Annotated in this window: 16 protein-coding genes; 12 read left to right on the top strand and 4 right to left on the bottom strand. The window is 55.4% G+C overall.

Annotated features, from left to right (window positions below):
- Positions 1-82: 82 nt before the first annotated feature.
- Complete coding sequence (gene parE, locus ACTHYN_RS02825) at positions 83-1978, bottom strand: DNA topoisomerase IV subunit B (RefSeq protein WP_441810986.1); 1896 nt, start codon at positions 1976-1978, stop codon at positions 83-85.
- A 251-nt stretch (positions 1979-2229) separates the two neighbouring features.
- Here parE and ACTHYN_RS02820 point away from each other — a divergent pair, with 251 nt between their 5' ends.
- From ACTHYN_RS02820 to torD, 4 genes are read left to right on the top strand one after another with little or no spacing between them, the layout of a single operon-like run.
- On the top strand, positions 2230-2424 hold the full coding sequence (locus tag ACTHYN_RS02820) for a periplasmic nitrate reductase, NapE protein (RefSeq protein WP_441810985.1): 195 nt from the start codon (positions 2230-2232) through the stop codon (positions 2422-2424).
- Positions 2425-2482: 58 nt separating this feature from the next.
- Positions 2483-3670, top strand: a complete 1188-nt coding sequence (torC, locus tag ACTHYN_RS02815; protein WP_441810984.1) for a pentaheme c-type cytochrome TorC — start codon at positions 2483-2485, stop codon at positions 3668-3670.
- Positions 3671-3685: 15 nt separating this feature from the next.
- The gene (gene torA, locus ACTHYN_RS02810; protein WP_441810983.1) at positions 3686-6181 is read left to right on the top strand and encodes a trimethylamine-N-oxide reductase TorA; all 2496 of its coding nucleotides are present in this window, start codon (positions 3686-3688) and stop codon (positions 6179-6181) included.
- Positions 6178-6849, top strand: a complete 672-nt coding sequence (torD, locus tag ACTHYN_RS02805) for a molecular chaperone TorD (protein ID WP_441810982.1) — start codon at positions 6178-6180, stop codon at positions 6847-6849. The genes torA and torD overlap by 4 nt, the downstream gene beginning before the upstream one ends.
- On the opposite strand, the gene ACTHYN_RS02800 is transcribed toward torD, so the two are convergent.
- The 3 genes from ACTHYN_RS02800 to ACTHYN_RS02790 form a co-directional block, all read right to left on the bottom strand.
- A complete protein-coding gene (locus ACTHYN_RS02800) occupies positions 6846-7355 on the bottom strand; it encodes a protease complex subunit PrcB family protein (RefSeq protein ID WP_441810981.1) in 510 nt (169 codons plus the stop codon). The genes torD and ACTHYN_RS02800 overlap by 4 nt on opposite strands.
- Positions 7355-10039: a S8 family serine peptidase gene (locus ACTHYN_RS02795; RefSeq protein WP_441810980.1), complete on the bottom strand. Its 2685-nt coding sequence runs from the start codon at positions 10037-10039 to the stop codon at positions 7355-7357. The genes ACTHYN_RS02800 and ACTHYN_RS02795 overlap by 1 nt, the downstream gene beginning before the upstream one ends.
- Positions 10040-10216: 177 nt before the next feature.
- Positions 10217-10855: a TetR/AcrR family transcriptional regulator gene (locus tag ACTHYN_RS02790; protein ID WP_441810979.1), complete on the bottom strand. Its 639-nt coding sequence runs from the start codon at positions 10853-10855 to the stop codon at positions 10217-10219.
- 149 nt (positions 10856-11004) lie between these two features.
- Here ACTHYN_RS02790 and ACTHYN_RS02785 point away from each other — a divergent pair, with 149 nt between their 5' ends.
- From ACTHYN_RS02785 to ACTHYN_RS02750, 8 genes are all read left to right on the top strand, one after another.
- A complete protein-coding gene (locus ACTHYN_RS02785; RefSeq protein ID WP_441810978.1) occupies positions 11005-12801 on the top strand; it encodes an acyclic terpene utilization AtuA family protein in 1797 nt (598 codons plus the stop codon).
- A gap of 23 nt (positions 12802-12824) precedes the next feature.
- Positions 12825-13691 carry an SDR family oxidoreductase gene (locus ACTHYN_RS02780; protein ID WP_441810977.1) on the top strand — a complete coding sequence of 289 codons (867 nt, stop codon included), beginning with the start codon at positions 12825-12827 and terminating at the stop codon, positions 13689-13691.
- Positions 13692-13701: 10 nt separating this feature from the next.
- Entirely contained in the window at positions 13702-15318 is a 1617-nt protein-coding gene (locus ACTHYN_RS02775) for an acyl-CoA carboxylase subunit beta (RefSeq protein WP_441810976.1), read from the top strand.
- 382 nt (positions 15319-15700) lie between these two features.
- Complete coding sequence (atuD, locus tag ACTHYN_RS02770) at positions 15701-16855, top strand: citronellyl-CoA dehydrogenase (RefSeq protein ID WP_441810975.1); 1155 nt, start codon at positions 15701-15703, stop codon at positions 16853-16855.
- Between the two features lie 155 nt (positions 16856-17010).
- A complete protein-coding gene (locus tag ACTHYN_RS02765; protein ID WP_441810974.1) occupies positions 17011-17832 on the top strand; it encodes an enoyl-CoA hydratase/isomerase family protein in 822 nt (273 codons plus the stop codon).
- 186 nt (positions 17833-18018) lie between these two features.
- Positions 18019-19962 carry an acetyl-CoA carboxylase biotin carboxylase subunit gene (locus ACTHYN_RS02760; protein WP_441810973.1) on the top strand — a complete coding sequence of 648 codons (1944 nt, stop codon included), beginning with the start codon at positions 18019-18021 and terminating at the stop codon, positions 19960-19962.
- A gap of 21 nt (positions 19963-19983) precedes the next feature.
- Positions 19984-20811 carry an SDR family oxidoreductase gene (locus tag ACTHYN_RS02755; protein WP_441810972.1) on the top strand — a complete coding sequence of 276 codons (828 nt, stop codon included), beginning with the start codon at positions 19984-19986 and terminating at the stop codon, positions 20809-20811.
- Positions 20812-20874: 63 nt separating this feature from the next.
- A complete protein-coding gene (locus tag ACTHYN_RS02750; RefSeq protein ID WP_441810971.1) occupies positions 20875-22698 on the top strand; it encodes a long-chain-acyl-CoA synthetase in 1824 nt (607 codons plus the stop codon).
- Positions 22699-22701 lie beyond the last annotated feature (3 nt).

Genomic DNA, 22701 nt, shown 5'->3' with positions numbered 1-22701 from the left:
AGAAAACGGGAAGCGTAACGAGTTTCATGAATACTTAAAAAGAATAACGAATTATTTTTATAAGCTCAAAAAGAATAACAAGTTAACCTGCTATATCTGCCATATTGCCATAGGCCTCGAGCCAGGACCTGCGGTCAGAGGCCCGCTTTTTACCCAGGAGCATATCCATCTGGCTATCGGTGTCGTCTCCCTCCTCTATAGTCAGCATAACCAGGCGGCGTGTGTCCGGGGCCATGGTGGTCTCGCGCAGCTGAAGCGGGTTCATCTCGCCCAGGCCTTTAAAACGTGTAACAGACACCTTACCCCTGCGATTTTCTGCTTCAATACGGTCAAGAATGCCCTGTTTTTCGTGTTCGTCGAGGGCGTAGAAGGTTTCCTTACCCAGATCCACACGGTAAAGCGGTGGCATGGCAACAAACACATGGCCTGCGGCAACTACGGGGCGAAAATGTTTCAGGAACAGCGCGCAAAGCAGCGTCGCAATGTGCAGGCCGTCTGAGTCGGCATCGGCAAGGATGCAAATTTTGTTATACCGCAGGCTGTCGAGCTTGTCCGAACTGGGGTCCACACCTATAGCCACGGCAATGTCATGAATTTCCTGGGAGGCCAGAATCTCACTGGAATCCACTTCCCAGGTGTTCAGGATTTTGCCCCGCAATGGCATGACAGCCTGAAATTCCCGGTCCCGGGCCTGTTTGGCAGAACCACCAGCCGAATCCCCTTCCACCAGAAACAACTCAGAGCGGGCGCTATCACTGCCGGAGCAGTCGGCCAGCTTGCCAGGCAGAGCCGGGCCGGATGTCACCCTTTTACGCGCCACCTTTTTGCTGGCCTTGAGCCTGCGCTGGGCATTGCTGATAAACAATTCTGCCAGTGCTTCGGCTACATCTGTGTGCTGGTTCAGCCATAAGCTGAAGGCGTCTTTGACCACACCGGAAATAAACCCTGCCGCCTCCCGGGAAGACAAACGCTCTTTGGTTTGCCCGGAAAACTGGGGCTCCTGCATTTTGAACGACAGAACATAGGCCGCTCGCTCCCAGATATCATCCGGGGAAAGCTTTACACCTCTGGGTAGCAGGCTGCGAAACTCACAAAACTCCCGCATGGCCTCCAGCAAACCGGTACGCAGGCCATTCACGTGGGTACCGCCCTGCACCGTAGGGATCAGGTTAACGTAACTCTCCATGACCGCCTCGCCGCCTTCCGGAAGCCATTGAATAGCCCAGTCAACCGCTTCGTTGTTGCCCGAAAAACTTCCCGTAAAGGGTTCCAGGGGCATGGCCTCAATACCTTCAAGAGCGGAGCTCAGGTAATCCCTCAAGCCTTCTTCATAAAGCCACTCATCTTTTTCACCGGTTTTTTCCTGTTTGAAAGTCACAGTTAAACCGGGACAAAGCACAGCCTTGGCACGCAAATTATGACGCAGGCGGCTCACGGAAAAATTAGGGCTGTCGAAATAGGTGGTATCCGGTGTGAACTTGATACGCGTGCCGGTGTTACGCTTACCCACGGTATCGACCACTTCCAGTTCCGAGGCCTTATCGCCGTTAGCAAACGTCATGCGGTGGAGTTGGCTGTTGCGCTTGATGGTTATCTCAAGGTGTTTGGACAGTGCGTTCACAACAGACACGCCGACACCATGCAAGCCGCCGGAAAAATTATAATTGCCCTGGGAGAATTTGCCGCCAGCGTGCAGCCGGGTCAGAATCAGTTCAACGCCGGGCAGTCCTTCCTCTTTATGCAGATCCACCGGCATCCCCCGGCCATCATCTTCCACACTCAACGATCCATCAGCATAAAGCACCACATCAATTCGGCGGGCATGACCGGCCAGAGCTTCATCCACACTGTTATCAATCACCTCCTGGGCCAGGTGATTCGGGCGACTGGTGTCTGTGTACATGCCTGGGCGTTTACGCACCGGGTCCAAACCGCTCAGTACTTCAATGGCATCGGCGTTGTATTGTTGCTCGCTCATAGGCAGGAAGAAGCTCCGCAGGAAGTAAAATCGTGTCCCATAGCTTAGGGATTCGCCGCCAAAGATCAACGGCTGATTGCCTCTGGCGCTAACGCCGCGTGGGTTTTATAAATTCGAATTTACGCTAAATGTATAATCAAAAGTAATAAAAATTTTGGCCGTACGGTTGTAAGTTGATATTTCTCAATTAAAGTAAGGCCCGGATTCGATAAAACTAACAAAACGTTCACAATTAAAGTAAGGGCGCCATTATGGGTAAGCAGCCTGCTGCCACAGCAGAGACTGGCCAGAACGACCTCAAAATCAGTAAAGCACAGGAGTGGTGGACTGTTGGCCTGGTCACGTTTGTTATATTGCCCGCCACCGCGGTAGCCGTTGTAGGCGGCTACGGATTTGCGGTCTGGATCTCGCAAATGTTCTTTGGCCCGCCGGGGCATGGCGGCTAAGCCACACTCAAGCTTATTACACCACCCTCCCCTACACACCTGACCCAGGCAGAACTCCATGTTCAAACGCTTAAAAACCTTTTGGCGAATCCTCAGTCGCCCGTCCGTGCACATCAGTCTGGGGGTGCTTGTCATCGCGGGCTTTGTGGCGGGCATTATTTTCTGGGGCGGTTTCAACACAGCTATGGAAGTCACAAACACAGAGGCTTTCTGCACTAGCTGCCATGAAATGCGTGATAACGTTTATCAGGAACTGCAGGAAACAGTGCACTGGGAAAACCGGACCGGCGTGCGTGCCATCTGCTCTGACTGTCACGTACCCCACAACTGGACCGATAAAATCGCGCGCAAGATGCAGGCGAGTAAAGAGGTCTGGGGTGCCATTTTCGGCACCATTGATACCCGGGAGAAATTTGAGGCCAAACGCCTTGAACTTGCCCAGCATGAGTGGGCGCGCTTCTCGGCAAACAACTCCCAGGAATGCCGCAACTGCCATAATTACGACAGCATGGATTGGGACAAGATGTCTGATGAAGCCCGCCGCTTCATGATGCCCGCAGCGGAGCGCAACCAGAGCTGCATCGACTGCCACAAGGGCATTGCCCATAACCTGCCGGCAGAGATGAACACAGCCATGGACCCGGCTCTTGCCAGGCTTCTAAGTCAGGCGGAAGGGGTCAACGTTGAGGCAGGACAAACCTATTTCACCGCGCAATCTATCGATATGTATACGGACTCTACCCTGGAACAACAGGCAGGTTGGCTGGAACCGGCTTCCGGCGTCACTGTTGTGGCAACCCGCGACGACAGCGTTGAGATAGAAGTATCCGCATGGCGTAAGCAGAAAGGCTTTGGCCGGGTAATGTATGAAGACTTTGGCCTGAACGTCACCAGCGCCGTACTGGAAAAAGAGATTGCAACCAACGATGCGTTGTTCAGCGCGAGTGAAAGCAAAACCGATGAGCTTACCGGGCTCGACTGGCAACAGGCAGATATCACTCTCTGGGTAAAAAAGGGCAAGCTTCTGGCTGACCGGGAAGACCTCTGGGCCTATGCCGGTGAAACCTATTCCAACGGTTGCAGCGTGTGCCACGGTGAACCAGACCCGGCGCATTTTGACGCGAACACTTGGCCTGCAATGTTCTCGGGCATGGTCGGCTTTACCAACATGAATGCCGAAACTCAGGCTTTGGTACTGAAATACCTGCAGATGCATTCATCTGACTTCGCTGAAAACTCACACTGACCACTGGGACAAAACATGGCCATTACACGCAGACAATTTATGCAGGGCCTGGCTTCGGTATCTGCCGGCGCCATGCTTGGGCCCGGCTTGCTGATGCGGGCGGCCGATGCAGCCGTCTCTGCCGAGGGCACCTGGAAAACAACGGGCTCCCACTGGGGCGCGTTCAAGGCCCTGGTTAAAGGCGGTAAAGTTGCTGAAATCAAGCCATTCGAGCATGACGAGTATCCCACGGACATGATCAACGGTGTGATGGGCGTTATCTATAACCCCTCGCGCATTCGTTACCCCATGGCGCGCCTGGATTGGCTTAAAAACCGGGAAAACAGCGATCGTACCCAGCGCGGTGACAATCGCTTTGTGCGCCTGACCTGGGATGAAGCCCTGGATTTATTTTACGAGGAGTTGGAGCGGGTACAAGACGAACATGGCCCTTCCGGACTCTATGCCGGGGCGACTGGCTGGCGCCAGACCGGACAGGTTCACAGCTGTGGCAATCACATGGAGCGGGCGATCGGCCTCCATGGCAACTCTATCTCGAAAATTGGCGATTACTCCACAGGTGCCGCTCAAGGCATTATGCCTTATGTTCTTGGCTCCACTGAGGTATACAGCCAGGGAACGTCGTGGCCGCTCATTCTCGAGAACAGCAAAACCATCGTGCTCTGGGCCAACGATCCGAACAAAAACCTTCAGGTTGGCTGGAACTGCGAAACCCACCAATCCTACGCCTACCTTGAGCAGCTTAAAGAAAAAGTGGCCGACGGCAGTATTCGCGTAATCAGTGTCGACCCGGTGCGCAGCAAGACCCAGAACTATCTCAACTGCGAGCAGCTCTACGTTAACCCGATGACCGACGTGGCGATGATGCTGGGCATGGCACATACGCTCTACACCGAAAACCTGTACGACAAAAAGTTTATTGAGACCTACGCTCTGGGCTTTGACAGCTTTCGCGAATACCTCATGGGCGAATCTGAAGACATGGTGGAAAAAAACCCAGGCTGGGCTTCAGGGATCTGCGGCGTAGAGGAAGAGCAGATTCGTGAATTCGCACGCTTGCTGGCCTCCGACCGAACCCAGATTATATTCGGCTGGGCCATTCAGCGTCAGCAGCACGGCGAACAGCCCTACTGGATGGGTGCCGTTCTGGCTACCATGCTTGGCCAGATAGGTTTGCCCGGGGGCGGTATAAGCTATGCCCACCACTATAGCGGCATAGGCGTACCTGCCACAGGTGCCAACGCACCGGGAGCCTTCCCGCGCAACATAGATGCGGGCAAAAGCCCAAAACACACCAGTACAGACTACAAAGGCACCAGCAGCACCATTCCCGTGGCACGCTGGATTGATTGCCTGCTAGAGCCAGGTGGCAAAATTCAATACAACGGCGCCGAAGTCACCTATCCCGACATTCGCATGTGTGTGTTCAGTGGCTGCAACCCCTGGCACCACCACCAGGACCACAACCGGATGAAGAAGGCGTTCCGCAAGTTGGAAACCGTGGTTACCGTCGATTTTGCCTGGAACGCCACCTGCCGCTTTTCGGACCTGGTGCTACCGGCTTGCACCCAGTTCGAACGCAACGATATTGATATTTACGGCGGATACAGCAGCAAAGGCCTGATTGCCATGCACAAGTTAGTGGATCCCTTGTTCCACTCACGCACGGATTTCGAGATATTTACAGAATTGTGCCGCCGCTTTGACCGTCACGATGAATATCGTCGAAATATGGACGAGCGCCAGTGGCTCGAGCATCTTTACAATGAATGTCGTCGGGACAACAGCAGCAATGCTGAAATGTCTGCAGATAAAAACGGCTTCGCCATGCCGGAGTTTGAAGCATTCTGGGAGGCAGGTTACGTCGATTTCGGCAAAGGGAAATCCTGGGTGCGCCACGCTGATTTCCGCCAGGATCCAGAGTTGAATGCGCTGGGTACACCCTCCGGTTTCATTGAGATAAGCAGCCGGAAAATTGCCCGTTACGGCTACGACGACTGCAAGGCTTTCCCCACCTGGATAGAAAAAACCGAGCGCTCCCACGGTGGACCAGGGTCAGATAAATTCCCGCTGTGGTTACAATCTGCCCACCCGGACCAACGCCTGCACTCGCAGATGTGCGAATCTGAAGAATACCGTGCAACCTACACAGTTCAAGGCCGCGAGCCTGTGTACATCAGCCCGCAGGATGCCAAAGCCCGAGGTATTGCCGATGGTGATCTGGTACGTGTGTTCAACGATCGGGGCCAGTTGCTGGCCGGTGCCCGGGTGTCTGAGAATTACCCAACCGGCGTTATCCGCATCCACGAAGGCGCCTGGTACGGACCTCAGGATGCCAGCATCGGCGCGCTGGACACCTATGGCGACCCCAACACCCTGACCATCGATGTGGGCACCTCTAAACTGTCTCAATCCACCAGTGCCAACACCTGTCTGGCAGAGATCGAGAAGTTTACAGGTGAGGCGCCTGCGGTTACCGCCTTTGGTGGCCCTATCGAGGTTGAGGTATGAGCGCAGGGGCAAAAACAGAGGTGGCACCAGACTGGCGCCACCCCGCCCTCTGCCAATGGTTTGCCAGCCTTTTTGCCGCAGAACTGACCGACGCGCAATTGCTGGCTTATCAGCGAGGTGAAGGCGATGCCGTGCTGTCTTCATTGGCAGAGTTACCGGGTCTTGCCGAAAATGTTACGCGGTTACGCAATGCCTTTAATGGCCTGACTCTTCTGGCGCATCCCAGGCTGGAACTGGCGGCGGATTTTGCGGCCATGTTTCTGCTTGATGGCGCAAGTAGCGCGCCACCCTATGCGTCCGTGTATCACTCTGGTGGCGGCCGTTTTTTCGCGGAACCCCAGGAGCGCATGCAAGAGCGCCTGGCGGCCAGCCAACAGCAAGTCTCAACCGATTTTCGCGAGCCATCAGATCATTTATCGGTCATGCTTGAGTATTTGGGCGAAGGACTGGAGGCGATAGTCGACGGGGCAGAGCAGCCAGACTCCGGGCCGACTCTGACGGAAATAAACACCTTTGTGAACACAGAACTGTTGAGCTGGCTGCCTGCGTTTACAGCCCGCTGCGAGCAGGTAAGCACTGTGAGCGACGTTTATCCTGCCCTGGCACAACTGCTGCTGAACTTCTGCAAAACCCTGTCGTTGCCGAAAGAGCGCTCAAGCCAGGCTTAATGCTTGACAACAATGTCGTGATCACGAATACCTGAGACCCGGATTTCCGGCCAATTTTTAGCCGGAACCGCCACCACCGCACAGGGCGAGGTAATCGCCTGCGTCACCATCGTTCCGGGCGCGGGCGACCGCACAGTCATGGAAAGGTGCAAGGTATTTTCCAGGTTTTCCGCCGAAGCCAAACTGATGCTGTAACCGCCTGTAGGCTTCTCCCCCAGCGTCACAAACAGCAGGTGCTCCTGTTCGAGATTCACCTGTCGCAACTGCTGAACTGCCATATTCTGGGTGGGCAACTCCAACAGTTTTTGCAAACGCTCGGGGGTTTGAACATAAGCCAGCCCCGGGCCTGTCAGCCCACAATGTGCAGACTGAATAACCTGGCGTACCAAAGGTTCCCGCGGGGGTTCTTTTGCCGTGTCTGGAGCGGCGCAACCAATCAGCAAAGCGCTCCCGGCCAACAGTGAAATCAAAGGCAAGCTTGCCAAACCTTTATTGCCTACTGCCATCAGCGTTCTACTCCGATCGTTTTGGGCGGGGCGTCACTTCCTGGCTCAAAACCTTCCTCCAGGCTTTGCTGCATCAGCTTATAGCCTTTAAATCCGGGGCGGGGCAAGAGGCCGGGTGTGGCCGCCGATATGGCGGGCCGGGAATAACTGGTTGTCATTCGAATGCCTGTGACTGATTCATTCTGCCGGATTGTAATTTCTTCTCGAAGCCCTGCTACCGGGTACTCCGCGCAAGCCTCACCAGCATGACAAATCAGCCCGTCGTTATCCAGATCAGACCCGGCAACAAGAATGTAATCGCCGGGCGGAACTTCATTCAGCTGTTTTGGCTCAACTCCGTCATCAGGTATAAATGAAAACTGATATCGCCCATTTTTAGCCGTGGCACTGGTCTGAGCAACCGTTGTGTACACATCGCCCCTGGACTCAGGGTCCACCAACAGAACGAAATGCTGGCCTGCATCGCGAGCCTGCTGATCTGTCACCCGCTGGCCGATAACAGGAATTTCAAGCTTGCGAGATTTGTCACCCCTGTATTTAACAACAATTGTTGTTCGCTCCGACAGGCCAGCATCGAGAGCACCCGGTAGCAGTGTGACACGGATATCGAAATTCGTGCCAGAGTCGCCATTCACCGGAGCAGAATCCAGTCGTAACCATGGCGCGGCAGCAGATACGGACTCAATGGTGATGCCTCCAGACTCACTGCCATACACACTCAGATTAATACTCGCAGAGTGTTTCCCTTCCGTTGAAAGGCTCACAACCGAGGGCGACGCCGTTAAAAAGTCCGATACTGTGACTGAAGACGCCGCCAAAACCGACCTGCCCGCATCCAGAAGCCCCCAGCCCAACTCGGCCGACCTTGAGCATCTTCCGCTGCCGCAGGTCAGTTCCCCATTCATCAGCATATTATTCAGCGTTTCATAATTGAGTGCCGGGTTAACACTCTTCATCAACGCGAACACCGCCGACACATGGGGTGCGGCCATGGAGGTTCCCTGTAAACCAATATAGGTTTCCTGAACCGTGCCATTTATCACAGCGGCACTGGTACTGCTGATCACATCGCTTCGGCCATCAGCGTTGCCATCCCGGCTGGCATCGCCGCCCGGAGCAGCCACGTCAATCCAGTCGCCATAGTTTGAGTAAGACGCCAATGCGCCCGCGCCATCAACAGCACTGACGGAAAACACTTTGTCATAGGCTGCAGGATAGGAGGCACGGGACGTAGCAGCGTTGCCTGCCGCCGCGACAAATACAATGCCCTGGTCTGTTCCATAATTTATGGCATCCTTCACCTGGGGCTGAAAAGGCAGGCCACCAAGGCTCAGGTTAACAATATCCGCCTGAGGGTCACGCCCCCCGGAACCGGCCACCCACCTCAGCGCCGCCAAAAGGTCCGCCGATGAGCCAATGCCGCCCTCACCCAGAACTCGCACCGGCCTCAGTGAAGACTGGTAAGCAATACCGGCCCCACCCGCACCGTTCACTGCAGCCGCAATAGTGCCAGCCACATGCGTACCATGAAACACGCCGCTACCCACTGCGTTTCCGGGGTCTGCGGGGTTGCTGTCAGGGCCTGGCACCCCATCATTATCAAACTCTGCCGATACAAAATCCCGACCACCGACAACGTTGGCATTCAGTTCGCTGTGCCAGTTGCCCGGCGCCCCGTATAAGCCTGTATCCATCACCGCCAGGGTCACGTCCGCCCCACCGTTACCGGCTATTTGCCACGCAACCGGGGCATTCAGCAACTCGTAGTGCCATTGCTGACCTACAGTGGGATTATTATAGAGCGGCTCATCCAGCGGAGTGTTCATAGCCTGCATTATGTAATTGGGTGTAGCGGAGGCAATTTCGGGGCGCTTTTCCAGGGTCCGGATCCACTCTAACGTTGATTCGTTTGGCTGTGCTTGCGAGCTTCGGGCCATCTGAAGCGGCACTTTCATCAACCAGACACCGGGGGCCAGTTCCTTTTTCGGCTCCATAGCGGCCTGCGACAGTGTTGAACGCATCGAGGCCCGATCCGCGTGGGGCGTGAACATAACAATGGCTTCAGACTCGACAAAGCGATGGTCCGGCCACTCAAACACCACTGCCCTGGTACTGTCGGCCGTGGATGTGGAAAGGGTATAAAGCATGGGAGCAGAGCCGGCAGCCTCAACCCGCAGCGTATATGTGCCTGCCGGTTCGGTATCCGGTAGTGAAACCCGAATCTGATCCGGCCGGTTCAGGGAGGAAGTGGTTTCTATAACAGCACCCCCTCTCAACAGCGATAACGTTAGCGCCGAGGATCGCTCACTGGCTGAGAACGGCTGGAGATAAACACTCTGGCCCGGGCGCAGGGTCATTGAATAGGTATCAACAGGATCGGTGGTATAGCTCAATTCGTTCAAATCGGCGTACGTACCGTTGCTCCGACTGACATAACCCGCCAGGATGAATTCCCGGGGTAGTCGCTGGGGGCGGGAAAGTGGCTTTGGATTCAGAGCCAGTACAGCCGCATTGTCTGCATCTACTCGCGTGCCGGTTTCAATGTCGATAGTGCCCGAGAGCGCAACATCGGCAGATGCCGGCTCATTTCCGCCAGAACCGCCCCCACACCCCGGTAATGCGGTTATTAGCCCTGCCAGTATGTAATACCTGAAAAGCGTCGTTGCCTGTAAGTTAGCCGGCATCCATGGTAGCCCCTGTATTTTTTGTACAAGTTAACACTATACGCCACAGGTTTTCGAGCAGATGCCGCAAGCAGGGCCGGGCGTGGTCGCCAATTGCCTTCGGTTTTGCACACAATGAAAGAGAACAGAGTGGCTTGATCCTGCGCGTCGAGCAAAAAGTGGCTCTCAAGGGGGGGGCTACCCCCTCCCCGAGAGCACAGGCAAACCCAGCATAGCAATCACCTGATCCGTTAACCCCTCAGAGGTCAAACCACCGCGTTCCGGCCGATACCAGGTCACTGTCCAGCTCAGTGCGCCTGTTAACAGGCGTCGTACTACAAAGGGGTCGGCGAGCAGGGAACCATCTTCCTTGAGCGCATTCAATACATCCAGCCACAAAGCTTCGTAGATATCGCGAAGAATCAGAACTTCTGCCTGAGATGCCTCAGACAAACTTCGCCACTCAAAAATCAAAACCGCCATCGCCTCGCCAGTTTGGCCGTTAATGGACTCCAACTCTGCGCGAACCAACGCCTTCAGTTTTTCGCGATTGGAATCGGCTGCGTTTTTTGCCGCCTGCATGACGGCCGTATTCAGCCTTATTGTCTCAACCATGACCGCCTTCAGTATTTCTTCTTTTGTACGGAAATGATGAAACAAGCTTCCGGATTGAATGCCCACAGCCGCTGCCAGATCCCTGACTGTTGTTCGCTCATAGCCTTTGTCGCGGAACAACCCCGCTGCTTTACGTAGCAGACGACCACGAGCGCTATCAGGGTCTGAAACCAGGTTGTCGGCAATGAGTGACTGTAAAATTTTCTCTTGATTCACGAGCATATCCAGTGGCTTTAACAAAACACATATTATACCTGACATTTACCTGTTTACATACCAAGCGCTTGCTTGGTATGGTCTGTTCAGTGGTTCAATTTACAACCTCCATCAGGCACCAAGCTCAGGCCAACATAGAAACAGGATGCACTTACATGGCTGACTCCCCAAAAACTGTTCGTATCGGTTGTTCCTCGGCATTCTGGGGAGACACCGAGACCGCTGCCGCACAGCTGGTTCATAAGGGCAACATTGACTATCTGGTTGCCGACTACCTGGCCGAAGTCACCATGTCGATCATGGCTGGCCAAAAGATGAAAGACCCGAGCCAGGGCTACGCCCGCGATTTTGTTGAAACCGTTATGGGCCCCTTGCTTGGCGACATTAAAGAGAAAGGCATTCGTGTGCTGGCCAACGCCGGCGGTGTAAACCCGGTGGCTTGTCGTGACGCTCTGCAAGCGCTGTGCGAAAAGGCTGGCGTAGAAATGAAAATCGCCCTGGTGCTGGGTGACGACCTGCTTCCGAAAAAACAAGCGCTGAGCGAAGCCGGCATAACCGAAATGGCCACCGGCGCACCCATGCCGCCAATGATGGTGAGCCTGAACGCCTACCTTGGCGCGCCTGGCTTGGTAGAAGCTCTGGATCAGGGCGCTGACATTGTTCTGACCGGCCGTGTGGTAGACAGCGCTTTGATACTCGCGCCTCTGGTTCACGAGTTTGGCTGGGACTGGAAAGATTACGACAAACTGGCCCAAGGCAGTCTTGCCGGCCACTTGCTGGAATGTGGTGCACAATCAACGGGCGGCAACTTTACCGATTGGGAAGAGATTGCCAACGGTTTTGCCGATATGGGCTTCCCCATTGCCGAAGTTAGTGCAAATGGTGAATTTGTGATGACCAAGCCGGAAGACACCGGTGGCCAGGTAAGCCGCGGCACTGTGGCTGAGCAACTGGTTTATGAAATTGGCGACCCCCGCGCTTATCTGCTGCCAGACGTTGTCTGCGACTTCACCAACGTAGAGTTGGAAGAAAGCGGGAAAGACCGCGTAACCGTTCGCGGCTCCCGTGGCTTAGCCCCTACAGACAGCTACAAGGTTTCCGGTACCTGGCCTGATGGCTTCAAGTGCACGGCCACCTTCCTGCTCGCTGGCATGGATGCGCCCAAAAAGGCACAAGCGGTTGCTGAAGCCATTCTCACCAAAACATCACGGCTCTTTGAAGAGCGCGGTCTGGCCGATTACACGGAAACCAGCATTGAACTGCTGGGTACCGAAACCACTTATGGCAAGCAGGGCCGTGGCCAAGACAGCCGGGAAGTGATTGTAAAAATCAGTACGGCCCATGCGAAGAAAGGCGCACTGGTGCTTTTCTCCCGGGAGATTGCCCAGGCAGCGACCGGCATGGCGCCAGGGCTGACTGGTATTGTCGGTGGGCGCCCAAGCGTTATGCCGAAAATCCGTTTGTATTCCTGCCTGGTTGCCAAGCGTGAAGTAGATGTATCGGTTGACCTTAACGGCGAGGTGACCTCTGCTCATGTAGAGGCTTCCGGTGGCTTTCAGCCAGGGCAAATCACTGAGCAGTCTCCGGGTGAGCCAGCCTCCGCCACCGACACCACTGTGCGCCTGGTCGACCTGGCCTGGGCCCGCAGCGGCGACAAAGGCGATCACAGCAACATTGGTGTGATTGCCCGCAATCCCGAATTTGTTCCATTTATTGAAGCTGCGCTGACAGATGAGGCCGTGGCCGAGTGGATGGCACACACTCTGGACGCCAAAACCGGCAGGGTGACTCGCTGGGCGCTGCCCGGGTTCCACGCATTCAACTTTCTTCTGGAGCACAGCCTGGGTGGCGGTGGCATAGCCAGCCTGCGCATTGACCCCCAAGGCAAAGCATTCGCCCAACAGTTGCTCGAGTTTCCAGTGCCAGTGCCTACCGGGCTGGTTCGCGTCTGAACGTTGAATAAGGTCTTATAAATATGAGCTATCAATCAATTTTTCACCCTGAGCTATTCAAAGGTCAGACAATTATCGTAACCGGCGGCGGTTCAGGTATCGGCCGCTGCACCGCCCACGAACTCGCAGCCCTTGGTGCCCGGATTGCGCTGGTAGGTCGTAAGATCGAGAAAGTGGAAGCTGTAAAAGCAGAAATCACTGAAGACGGCGGCATTGCCTCGGCCCATTCTTGTGATATCCGTGAGGAAGAGTCTGTAAAAGCCACCGTTAAGGCGATCATTGCAGAACACGGCGGCCTGAATGGTGTGGTGAACAATGCCGGTGGCCAGTTCCCTTCCCCTCTCGCGGGCATTAACCAGAAAGGCTGGGAAACCGTGGTTCGCACCAACCTTACGGGTGGTTTCCTGATCGCCAGAGAGGCTTATACCCAGGCTCTCGCCAAAACAGGCGGCGCCATCGTAAACATTGTGGCAGATATGTGGGGCGGCATGCCTGGCATGGGTCACTCAGGCGCCGCACGAGCTGGCATGGTGAACTTCACCCAGACCGCCGCTGTGGAATGGGGCACCTCCGGTGTTCGCGTAAACGCCGTTGCACCCGGCTGGATTGCGTCTAGCGGTATGGATAATTACCCGGCGCACATGAAGCAATGGATTCGCGGCCTTGCCGACAATGTGCCCATCAAGCGTTTAGGCACGGAATCTGAAATCAGTGCAGCGATTTGCTTCCTGCTCAGCCCGGGCGCTGCCTTTGTTAGCGGTGACTGCCTGCGTATCGATGGTGCTGCGTCGCAGGGCACCCGTATGTGGCCGCTACCCAAAGCGAAGAATAACGAGCCCTTCAACGGCTTCCATCGGGCAATCACACCCAAAGTACTCAGTGAGGATTGAGGCGACTCTTATGCAAACACTGGAAAGCAGCGTGAACCCGCAATCCGAAGAGTTTCAAGGCAACACCGATGCGATGAGCGAGCACGTTCAGGCCTTCCGTGATGTGGAACAGAAGGTTCTTGATCTGGCGGAAGCAGCACGGGAAAAATTCACCGAACGCGGCAAACTCCTGCCCCGGGATCGCATCAACCGCTTGCTGGATCGTGGTACCCCGTTCCTGGAGCTCTGCTCTCTGGCCGGCTACAAAATGCACGACGACAAAGACGGCAGCATGGCAGGCGGCAACATCATTGCCGGCATAGGTACCGTCAGTGGTATTCGCTGCCTGGTTATCGCCAGCAACAGTGCCATCAAGGGCGGCACCATTACACCCGCTGGTCTGGACAAAACCTTACGGCTGCAGCAAATCGCCAAAGAGAATAAGCTGCCGGTTGTGTCGCTTTCCGAGAGTGGCGGAGCCAACCTGAATTACGCCACGGATATTTTTGTTCAGGGTGCGCGTGGCTTTGCCAATCAGGCAAGAATGTCTGCCGCCGGAATTCCACAGGTTACCGTCGTTCACGGCAACGCCACCGCCGGTGGTGCCTACCAGCCCGGGCTGTCGGATTACGTGGTTGCCATTCGTGGCAAGACAAAAATGTTCCTGGCCGGCCCACCATTGCTAAAAGCTGCAACAGGCGAAATAGCGGATGACGAAGAACTCGGCGGCGCCGAAATGCACGCCCAGGTGGCCGGCACCACCGAATACCTGGCCGAAGACGATGCAGACGGCATTCGCCAGGCCAGAAACATCATGGAAGCCCTGCCCTGGAACGAGCAGCTGCCAGTCCAGCGCGAGCTGAAATGGGATGAGCCGGCTCACCCTCCAGAAGAGCTGTTGGGGGTCATCCCCTCAGACTCAAAAAAGCCTTATGACGTTCGAGAAATTCTGGCACGCATCGCCGACGGCTCAAAGTTCATGGACTTCAAAGACGAGTTCGATAACCAGACCGTGTGCGGCACCATCCGCATTGAAGGGCATTCTGTGGGCATCATCGGCAACAACGGCCCTATCACCCCGGCCGGCAGTGCCAAGGCAGCGCAGTTTATCCAGCTGTGCGACCAGGCCGGCACACCGCTTTTGTTCCTGCACAACACGACAGGCTTCATGGTAGGCACGCACAGCGAGCAGAACGGCATCATCAAACACGGCTCTAAAATGCTGCAGGCCGTTGCCAACTGCCGGGTACCGAAGATTGCCATTGTGATTGGCGGCTCATACGGCGCAGGCAACTACGCCATGTGTGGCCGTGGCCTGGACCCGAGATTCATCTTTGCCTGGCCAAACAGCCGCACCGCCGTGATGGGCCCAGCCCAGGCTGGCAAAGTGATGCGCATTGTGGCTGAGGACAAACAGCGCCGCAGCGGCATAGACCCAGACCCCAAAACCCTGGATTTTCTGGAGCAGGCTACAGCCAAAAAACTGGAAGACGGCTCTACAGCCCTGTTCGGCACAGCCCGGCTGTGGGATGACGGCTTGATTGATCCAAGGGACACGAGGCGCGTCGTCGCCTTAGTACTGGAGGTGTGCCGCGAAGCCGGGATTCGTCAGCTGCGGCCCAATACATTTGGCGTGGCCCGCCTCTAGTGTCCCGTCTGGCTAATTCGTGAGCCTACTGTTTGGCACTGAGGGGTCTGGCCAAGGCGTCAGTCTGCCGATGTGGTCATTCCACATCAAAGACTGACAACACAGGTCCAGAGCCCTCAGGGACAAGCCCTTCGGGAGCTTCTGAGAATCCGAATAGCGTCGTTGCGATGTCTCGATTTGGAACCACCAAATCTTCACCACCGCGCCTAGCTCTTCGGATTCTCAGAAGCTCAGTAGACTCACGAATTAGCCAGACGGGACACTAGGGTTTTAGATAATGGCGAATGAAACCGGAAACTATTAACAGATAGCCGTGCAGTTGCAGACATAAGCGGCCGCACCAACAGGTGCATGCAGGAACCAAACAGCAGGAGAACAAACAGTGAAATTCACAGCCGAACACGAAGCCCTGAAAAAGACAGTCCGCGATTTTGTACAAAAAGAAATCAACCCTTATTGCGACGAGTGGGAAGAAGCCGGCCAATTCCCTATTCACGAGCTATTCAAAAAAATGGGTGATCTGGGCCTGCTGGGCATTCAAAAGCCAGAAGAGTACGGCGGCATGGGGCTGGATTACAGCTACAATCTGGTAGCAGCTGAAGAACTGGGCATGGCCGCCTGTGGCGGCGTGCCTCTAGCCATTGGCGTGCAAACCGACATGTGCACACCCGCCATTGCCCGCTTTGGCTCTGACGAACTGAAACGCAGTTTTCTGGCACCGGCCATTGCTGGCGACATGGTTGGTTGTATTGGCGTAAGTGAAGTAGGCGCTGGCTCCGACGTAGCAGGGTTGAAAACCACCGCCAAAAAAGACGGCGACGACTACATTATAAACGGCTCCAAGATGTGGATCACCAACAGCCCAAGTGCCGATTTTATCTGTCTGCTGGCCAATACCAGCGACGATAAACCCCACAAAAACAAATCCTTGATCGTTGTACCCATGAGCTCACCAGGCATCAGCTTCAGCCCGCACCTGAACAAGCTGGGCATGCGCTCTTCCGAGACGGCTCAGGTATTCTTTGACGATGTTCGTGTACCCCAGCGCAACCGCATTGGCGCCGAGGGGACCGGGTTCATGATGCAAATGCTGCAATTCCAGGAAGAGCGCCTGTGGGCGGCTGCCAACTCTGTTAAAGGCCTGGAAAACTGCATCAACCAGACCATTGAATACTGCCGCGAGCGCCAGACCTTTGGTCAGCCGCTGATCAACAATCAGGTGATTCATTTCCGCCTGGCGGAGCTGATGTCTGAAGTGGAAGCCCTGCGCGCCCTCACCTATCAGGCGTGTGAGCTGCATATTGAGGGTAAGGACGTGACCAAGCTGGCCTCCATGGCCAAGCTGAAAGCGGGCCGCCTGGGCCGGGAGGTGACGGACGCCTGCCTGCAGTACTGGGGCGGCAACGGGTATATGTGGGACAACCCGGTTTCCCGCGCTTACCGGGATGTTCGGCTGGGGTCTATCGGCGGCGGTGCCGACGAAATCATGCTGGGCATTATTTGCAAGTTTATGGGGACGCTTCCGGGCAAGGCCTGATCCAACTCAGAGCCAGGCCGCCAGTCCGGCTCACTGCTTCAGGACACGCCCGCGAGTACGTCCATGTAGGGCTCGATCGGGCCATCCTTGGCCCTCAACGGTCCTGAAGCAGTGAGCCGGACTGACGCCCCAAACAATGTTCTTGGAGTCTATTTATGGAAACCTTACCCCACTGCGAAACATTGCTGGTTGAGAAACAGGGGCCAGCCCTGCACGTCACCCTCAACCGGCCAGAAAGCCGCAACGCCATGAGCCTGCAGATGGTGGCGGAGCTGTCCACGATTTTTACCGAGGTGGAAAACGATTCCAGCATACGCGCCGTGGTGATCCGTGGAGCCGGCGGGCACTTCTGCGCCGGTGGCGACATCAAGGACATGGCCGGCGCCCGCAATCAGGAGGCCGGAGAAGGCGAAGCCGATCCGTTTTACCGGTTAAACCGGGCCTTCGGGCAGATGCTTCAGCAGGTAAATGAATCATCGAAAGTGGTCATTGCCGTAACGGAAGGCGCCGTCATGGGCGGTGGTTTTGGCCTGGCCTGTATCTCAGACGTCGCCATTGCCGGGCCGACCGCGAAATTCGGCATGCCCGAAACCTCCCTCGGCATCATCCCGGCCCAGATCGCGCCGTTTGTAGTGGAGCGCATAGGTCTGACCCAGGCTCGCCGGCTCGCACTGCTTGGCTTGCGAATTGGAGCTGCAGAAGCCTGCGCACTGGGTATTGTTCACCAGGCAGCCGCGTCGGATGAAGAAGTAGACGACATGTTAACCAAGGCCCTGGACCGCATCCGTCAATGCGCACCAAGCGCCACCGCGCAAACCAAAGCCCTGTTGCACCGGGTTGGCAACGAGCCCATGAGCGGATTGCTCGACAGTGCGGCAGACATGTTCGCAAAAGCCGTCAGAGGCAACGAAGGCGCTGAAGGCACCATGGCGTTCATGCAAAAACGCCCAGCAGCCTGGGCAGGCACGAAGGAATAACGAAGGAGCGATTGGGCATGGAGCGCTTCCAGAAAATGTAGAGGACCAAGGACGGCCCGAAACAAGCGCACATGGATGTGCTTGTAGCGGTTTTCCGGAAGCGCTCCATGCTCAATTGCGGACTGGTACAAAGTTACAAGATTCCGCTCCCAATTGCGGACTGCACAAATTTACGGGATCAGCAAAATGCTAAAAAAACTACTCATAGCGAACCGGGGCGAAATCGCAGTCCGCATTATTCGCACCGCAAAAGCCCTCGGATATCGCACGGTTGCCGTCTATTCCGAGGCAGACGCCAACGCCATGCACACAGAAATCGCCGATGAAGCCGTTTGCATAGGCCCGGCGCAAGTTGCCGCCTCTTACCTCAATGCCGAGGCGATACTCGAAGCCGCACGCAAAACCGGCGCTGACTGCATTCACCCGGGCTACGGCTTTCTCTCAGAAAATGCAGACTTCTCCAAGGCTTGCAAAGAAGCTGGCATCGTATTCGTAGGCCCGCCAGCCAGCGCCATCGAACTTATGGGCAGCAAGCGCCGCTCCAAGATCGCCATGCAAAAAGCCGGCGTGCCCGTGGTTCCGGGCTTCGAAGGCGACAACGCCAGCGACGACCAGCTCAGCGCAGCCGCAGCTGACCTCAACTACCCCCTGATGATCAAAGCCTCCGCCGGTGGCGGTGGTCGAGGCATGCGCCTGGTAGAGAGTGAGGCTGACCTGGCCGACCATATCAAACGCGCCAGATCCGAATCCAAACAAGCCTTTGGCGACGACGAACTGATTCTCGAAAAAGCCGTGGTCGAACCGCGCCACGTAGAAATCCAGGTCTTCGCCGACCAACACGGCAATGCCGTTTACCTGGGCGAACGGGATTGCTCCGTACAGCGTCGCCATCAGAAAGTTGTGGAAGAAGCGCCCTCCCCCTTCGTAACGCCCGCACTCCGTGTGGCCATGGGCGAAGCCGCCGTCAAGGCAGCACTTGCCTGCAACTACCAGGGCGCCGGCACCGTAGAGTTTCTTGTAGACAAAGACCGCAACTTCTACTTCCTGGAAATGAACACCCGCCTGCAGGTAGAACACCCGGTGACCGAACTCATAACCGGCCAGGATCTCGTGTCCTGGCAGATGACCGTTGCAGAAGGCCTGCCGCTACCCTTGGCGCAGGATGATATTGAACTGAAGGGCCACGCCATCGAAGTACGGTTATACGCCGAAGACCCTTCCCGGGGATTTACGCCACAAACCGGCCCGCTGCACATTTTCAAACCCGCAGAAGGCGAAGGCCTGCGTTTTGACACAGGTGTCCGTTCCGGTGACGAAGTGACACCGCATTATGACCCTATGCTTGCCAAGGTCATTGCCTGGGGTGAAAACCGGGATGAAGCCCGTCGACGCCTGATCCGTGCCCTGGAAGACACCACCGTGTTTGGTGTAACCACCAATCGCTACTTCCTCAGCCGTATTATTGCAGATAAAAAGTTCGGCGCTGGCCAGGCAACCACCGCCTTCTTGCAGCAAGAATTCAGTGAAGACCCCTCACTACAACCGGCTAAGCCAGACATTCGCAAACTCACCCTTGCCGCCTGTGTGTTGGTCCATGGCACAGTGAACGAACAAGCCTGGAGCAACGCGCCAACAACCATAACCCCCATGAAGCTGGACACGGGTGACTCTACCGTCGAATTGCTGGTACATAACAGGAACAACGTACTGTTTTGCAGGCAGGGGGAACAGCAGCATGAAATGATGATCGCAAGTATTGAAGAAAATGTTGTATGCATTATCGACAACGGTATTCGTCAACGTTGCCAATACCATCGCGATGGAGAATCCCTATATTTACAGGCATTCGGTGAATCCTGGAGCGTGACCGACCTTACCCACCAACCCGCCTCGGGCAGCAATGGTGCTGGCAGCGGGCGCATCCAGGCTTCAATGGACGGTGCCATTATCGACGTATTGGCTGAACCAGGCCAAACCGTTCGCCAAGGCGACACACTGGTTGTATTGGAAGCCATGAAAATGGAGCATCCAGTTAAGGCCGATTGCGACGGAGTTGTTAGCGAAATCCTGACCCGAAAAGGCGATCAGGTAAAACGTAAGCAGTTGCTCGTGGAAATCCCCACCCACTAATACCCGAACAGGAAAACAATAATGAACACACTGGATCAGAAAACTGTTTTTATTACTGGCGCCAGTCGCGGTATAGGTCGCGCAATTGCTCTTGCGTGCGGCCGCCAGGGCGCGAATGTGGTTATCGCTGCCAAGTCAGATACGCCACACCCAAAGTTGCCCGGTACCATTCACACAGTAGCCGAGGAAGTCCGCGAAGCGGGTGGCCAGGCTCTGGCATTGGTCCTGGATGTAAGGGACGAAGATCAGATTAAGCAACGAATTGACGAAGCTGCCGAGCATTTTGGCGGCATTGATGCCCTCATCAATAACGCCGGAGCGATACGCCTGAGCGGGGTCGAAAAGCTGAAGGTCAGCCGCTTTGACCTGTTACACCAGGTAAATGCCCGCGCAGTGATGGCCTGCAGCCAGGCGGCATTGCCCTGGCTTAAAAAATCCAACCACGGCCACATTCTGAGCATGTCGCCACCACTGAATCTTGATCCAAAGTGGTTCGCACACTTCGGGCCTTACACGTCTACCAAATACGCGATGACCATGATCAGCAACGGTATGGCGCAAGAGTTTAAACGCTACGGCATAGCCGTGAACACCTTGTGGCCCAAAACCGTCATAGCTACAGCCGCTATTCAGCATGAAGCAGGTGGTGAGCAATTGATGGACCAAGGCCGGACGCCAAACATTATGGCAGATGCTGCAGTAAGCATTCTGAACCGGTCCATCGACGAAATGACTGGTCAAAACGTGATCGACGAAGACGTACTGCGCCAGGATGGCGTGACAGACTTTGAAGGGTATCGCTACAAAGCCGACGGCAAGTCCCTGTTGCCGGATCTTTACCTGGATTAGCCTCGAGGCGAGGTTATTCCGGGGCTATAAACCAACTACAAAAAAACACCTGACGGAAAGACCATGAATCAAGACAATGTTACGGCAATGGACATCGCACGCAGCCTACCGGGGATTCTCAAACGGTTCCCGACGATTGCTAAAGGTTACTATTACTACTCAATCAGGGATGTGAACAAACCTCTTACCCTCGGAACCCTGATTGAAAGCAACGCCGAACGGCACTGTGATCGACCTGCGATCCTGTTTGAGAATCGCAGTATCACTTGGGGTGACTTCAACTCATGGTCTAACCGTATTGCCGGCTATTTTCAGTCTCAGGGATTAAAAAAGGGTGACACCATTGCCCTGTTCATGGAAAACCGCCCGGAATTTCTGGCCGTGCTGGCGGGCGCAGCCAAAATCGGCGTTGCCTGCGCCATGCTGAACACCTCCCAGAAAGGCAAGGTGCTGGAGCACAGCGCCAATCTGGTTGACCCGAAAATGATCGTGGTTGGTGAGGAGTTAGTGGCTGCCTTTGATGATATAAAAGGCAGCCTTCACCTCGACCACCCAACGCCATTTCTGTTTCTGGCCGACACAAACACCCTTGGCACCTTCGGCGAAGCGCCCTCTGGCTACGCCAATATGGCGCAACCGGTCAGCACATTTGCCAGCGCCAATCCGGTATTGAGTGATCCACCCAGAGCAGGCGATACAGCCATTTATTTGTTCACCTCTGGCACCACTGGCTTGCCCAAAGCAGCCCCCGGGTCTCACACCAAGTTTTTGAAAGCATACGGCGGCTTTGGTTTGATGTCTTTGTCCATGAAGCCAGACGACGTTTTCTACTGCACCCTACCGCTCTACCACGGCACAGGCCTTGTAGTATGTTGGGGTGCAGTATTGGCCGGCGGTTCGGCTTTTGCCCTGCGCCGTAAATTCTCCGCCAGCGCATTCTGGAGCGATGTGCGCCACTATGATGCGACCGTTTTCGGTTACATCGGCGAACTCTGCCGATACTTGCTGAACCAACCGGCGAGCGATCAGGATCGCAACCACCGGCTAACCAGAATGCTCGGAAACGGCCTGCGTCCCTCTATATGGGCTGAGTTCAAAAACCGTTTCGGAATTGCAACCATCTCCGAGCTCTATGCGTCCAGCGAGGGCAACATTGGCTTCAGCAACTTTCTCAACCAGGATAATACAGTTGGCCTGTCCACTGCGCCCTACAAGCTTGTGAAGTTTCATGACGGTACCCGCGACCCCATCCGCGATGACCAGGGTTTCATGCAAAAAGTTCAGAAGGGCGATCCGGGGCTACTTATTGGCGAGATCACTAAAAAGTGGTCTTTCGAGGGTTACACCCAAAAGGACGCCACAGAAAAATCCATTCTTCGGGATGCGTTCAAAAATGGGGATGCCTGGTTCAACACGGGCGATGTTCTGAAGGAAATCGGCTTCCGCCATCTGCAATTCGTGGACAGAATGGGTGACACCTTCCGCTGGAAAGGCGAAAACGTGTCTACCAACGAGGTGGAGAACATCATTGATGGTTCCGGGGTGGTGGAAGAAGCCATTGTATACGGCGTCGAGATTCCGAAAACCAACGGCAAGGCGGGCATGGTAACGCTGGTGCCGAACAGCGATAGTTTTGATATCAACAAGCTGTTGACTTACATGCAGGAGAACCTGCCGGCCTATGCGGTTCCGGTGTTTGTGCGGATAACCAATGCCATCGAGAAAACGGGTACCTTCAAGTACCGCAAGGTGGATATCCAGAAAGCGGGCTATAGCCTGGACCGCTACGGTGAGGACGTGTTCGCCTGGTTGCCAAAAACCAAGGAGTACACCCTACTGACTCCGGAGTTGGTCTCCGATATTGATTCCGGGGAGTTTCGGTTCTGACTT

The organism is Marinobacter sp., from assembly GCF_052091845.1.
Taxonomy (GTDB): domain Bacteria; phylum Pseudomonadota; class Gammaproteobacteria; order Pseudomonadales; family Oleiphilaceae; genus Marinobacter.
This window is presented reverse-complemented; position numbering and strand designations above follow the sequence as displayed.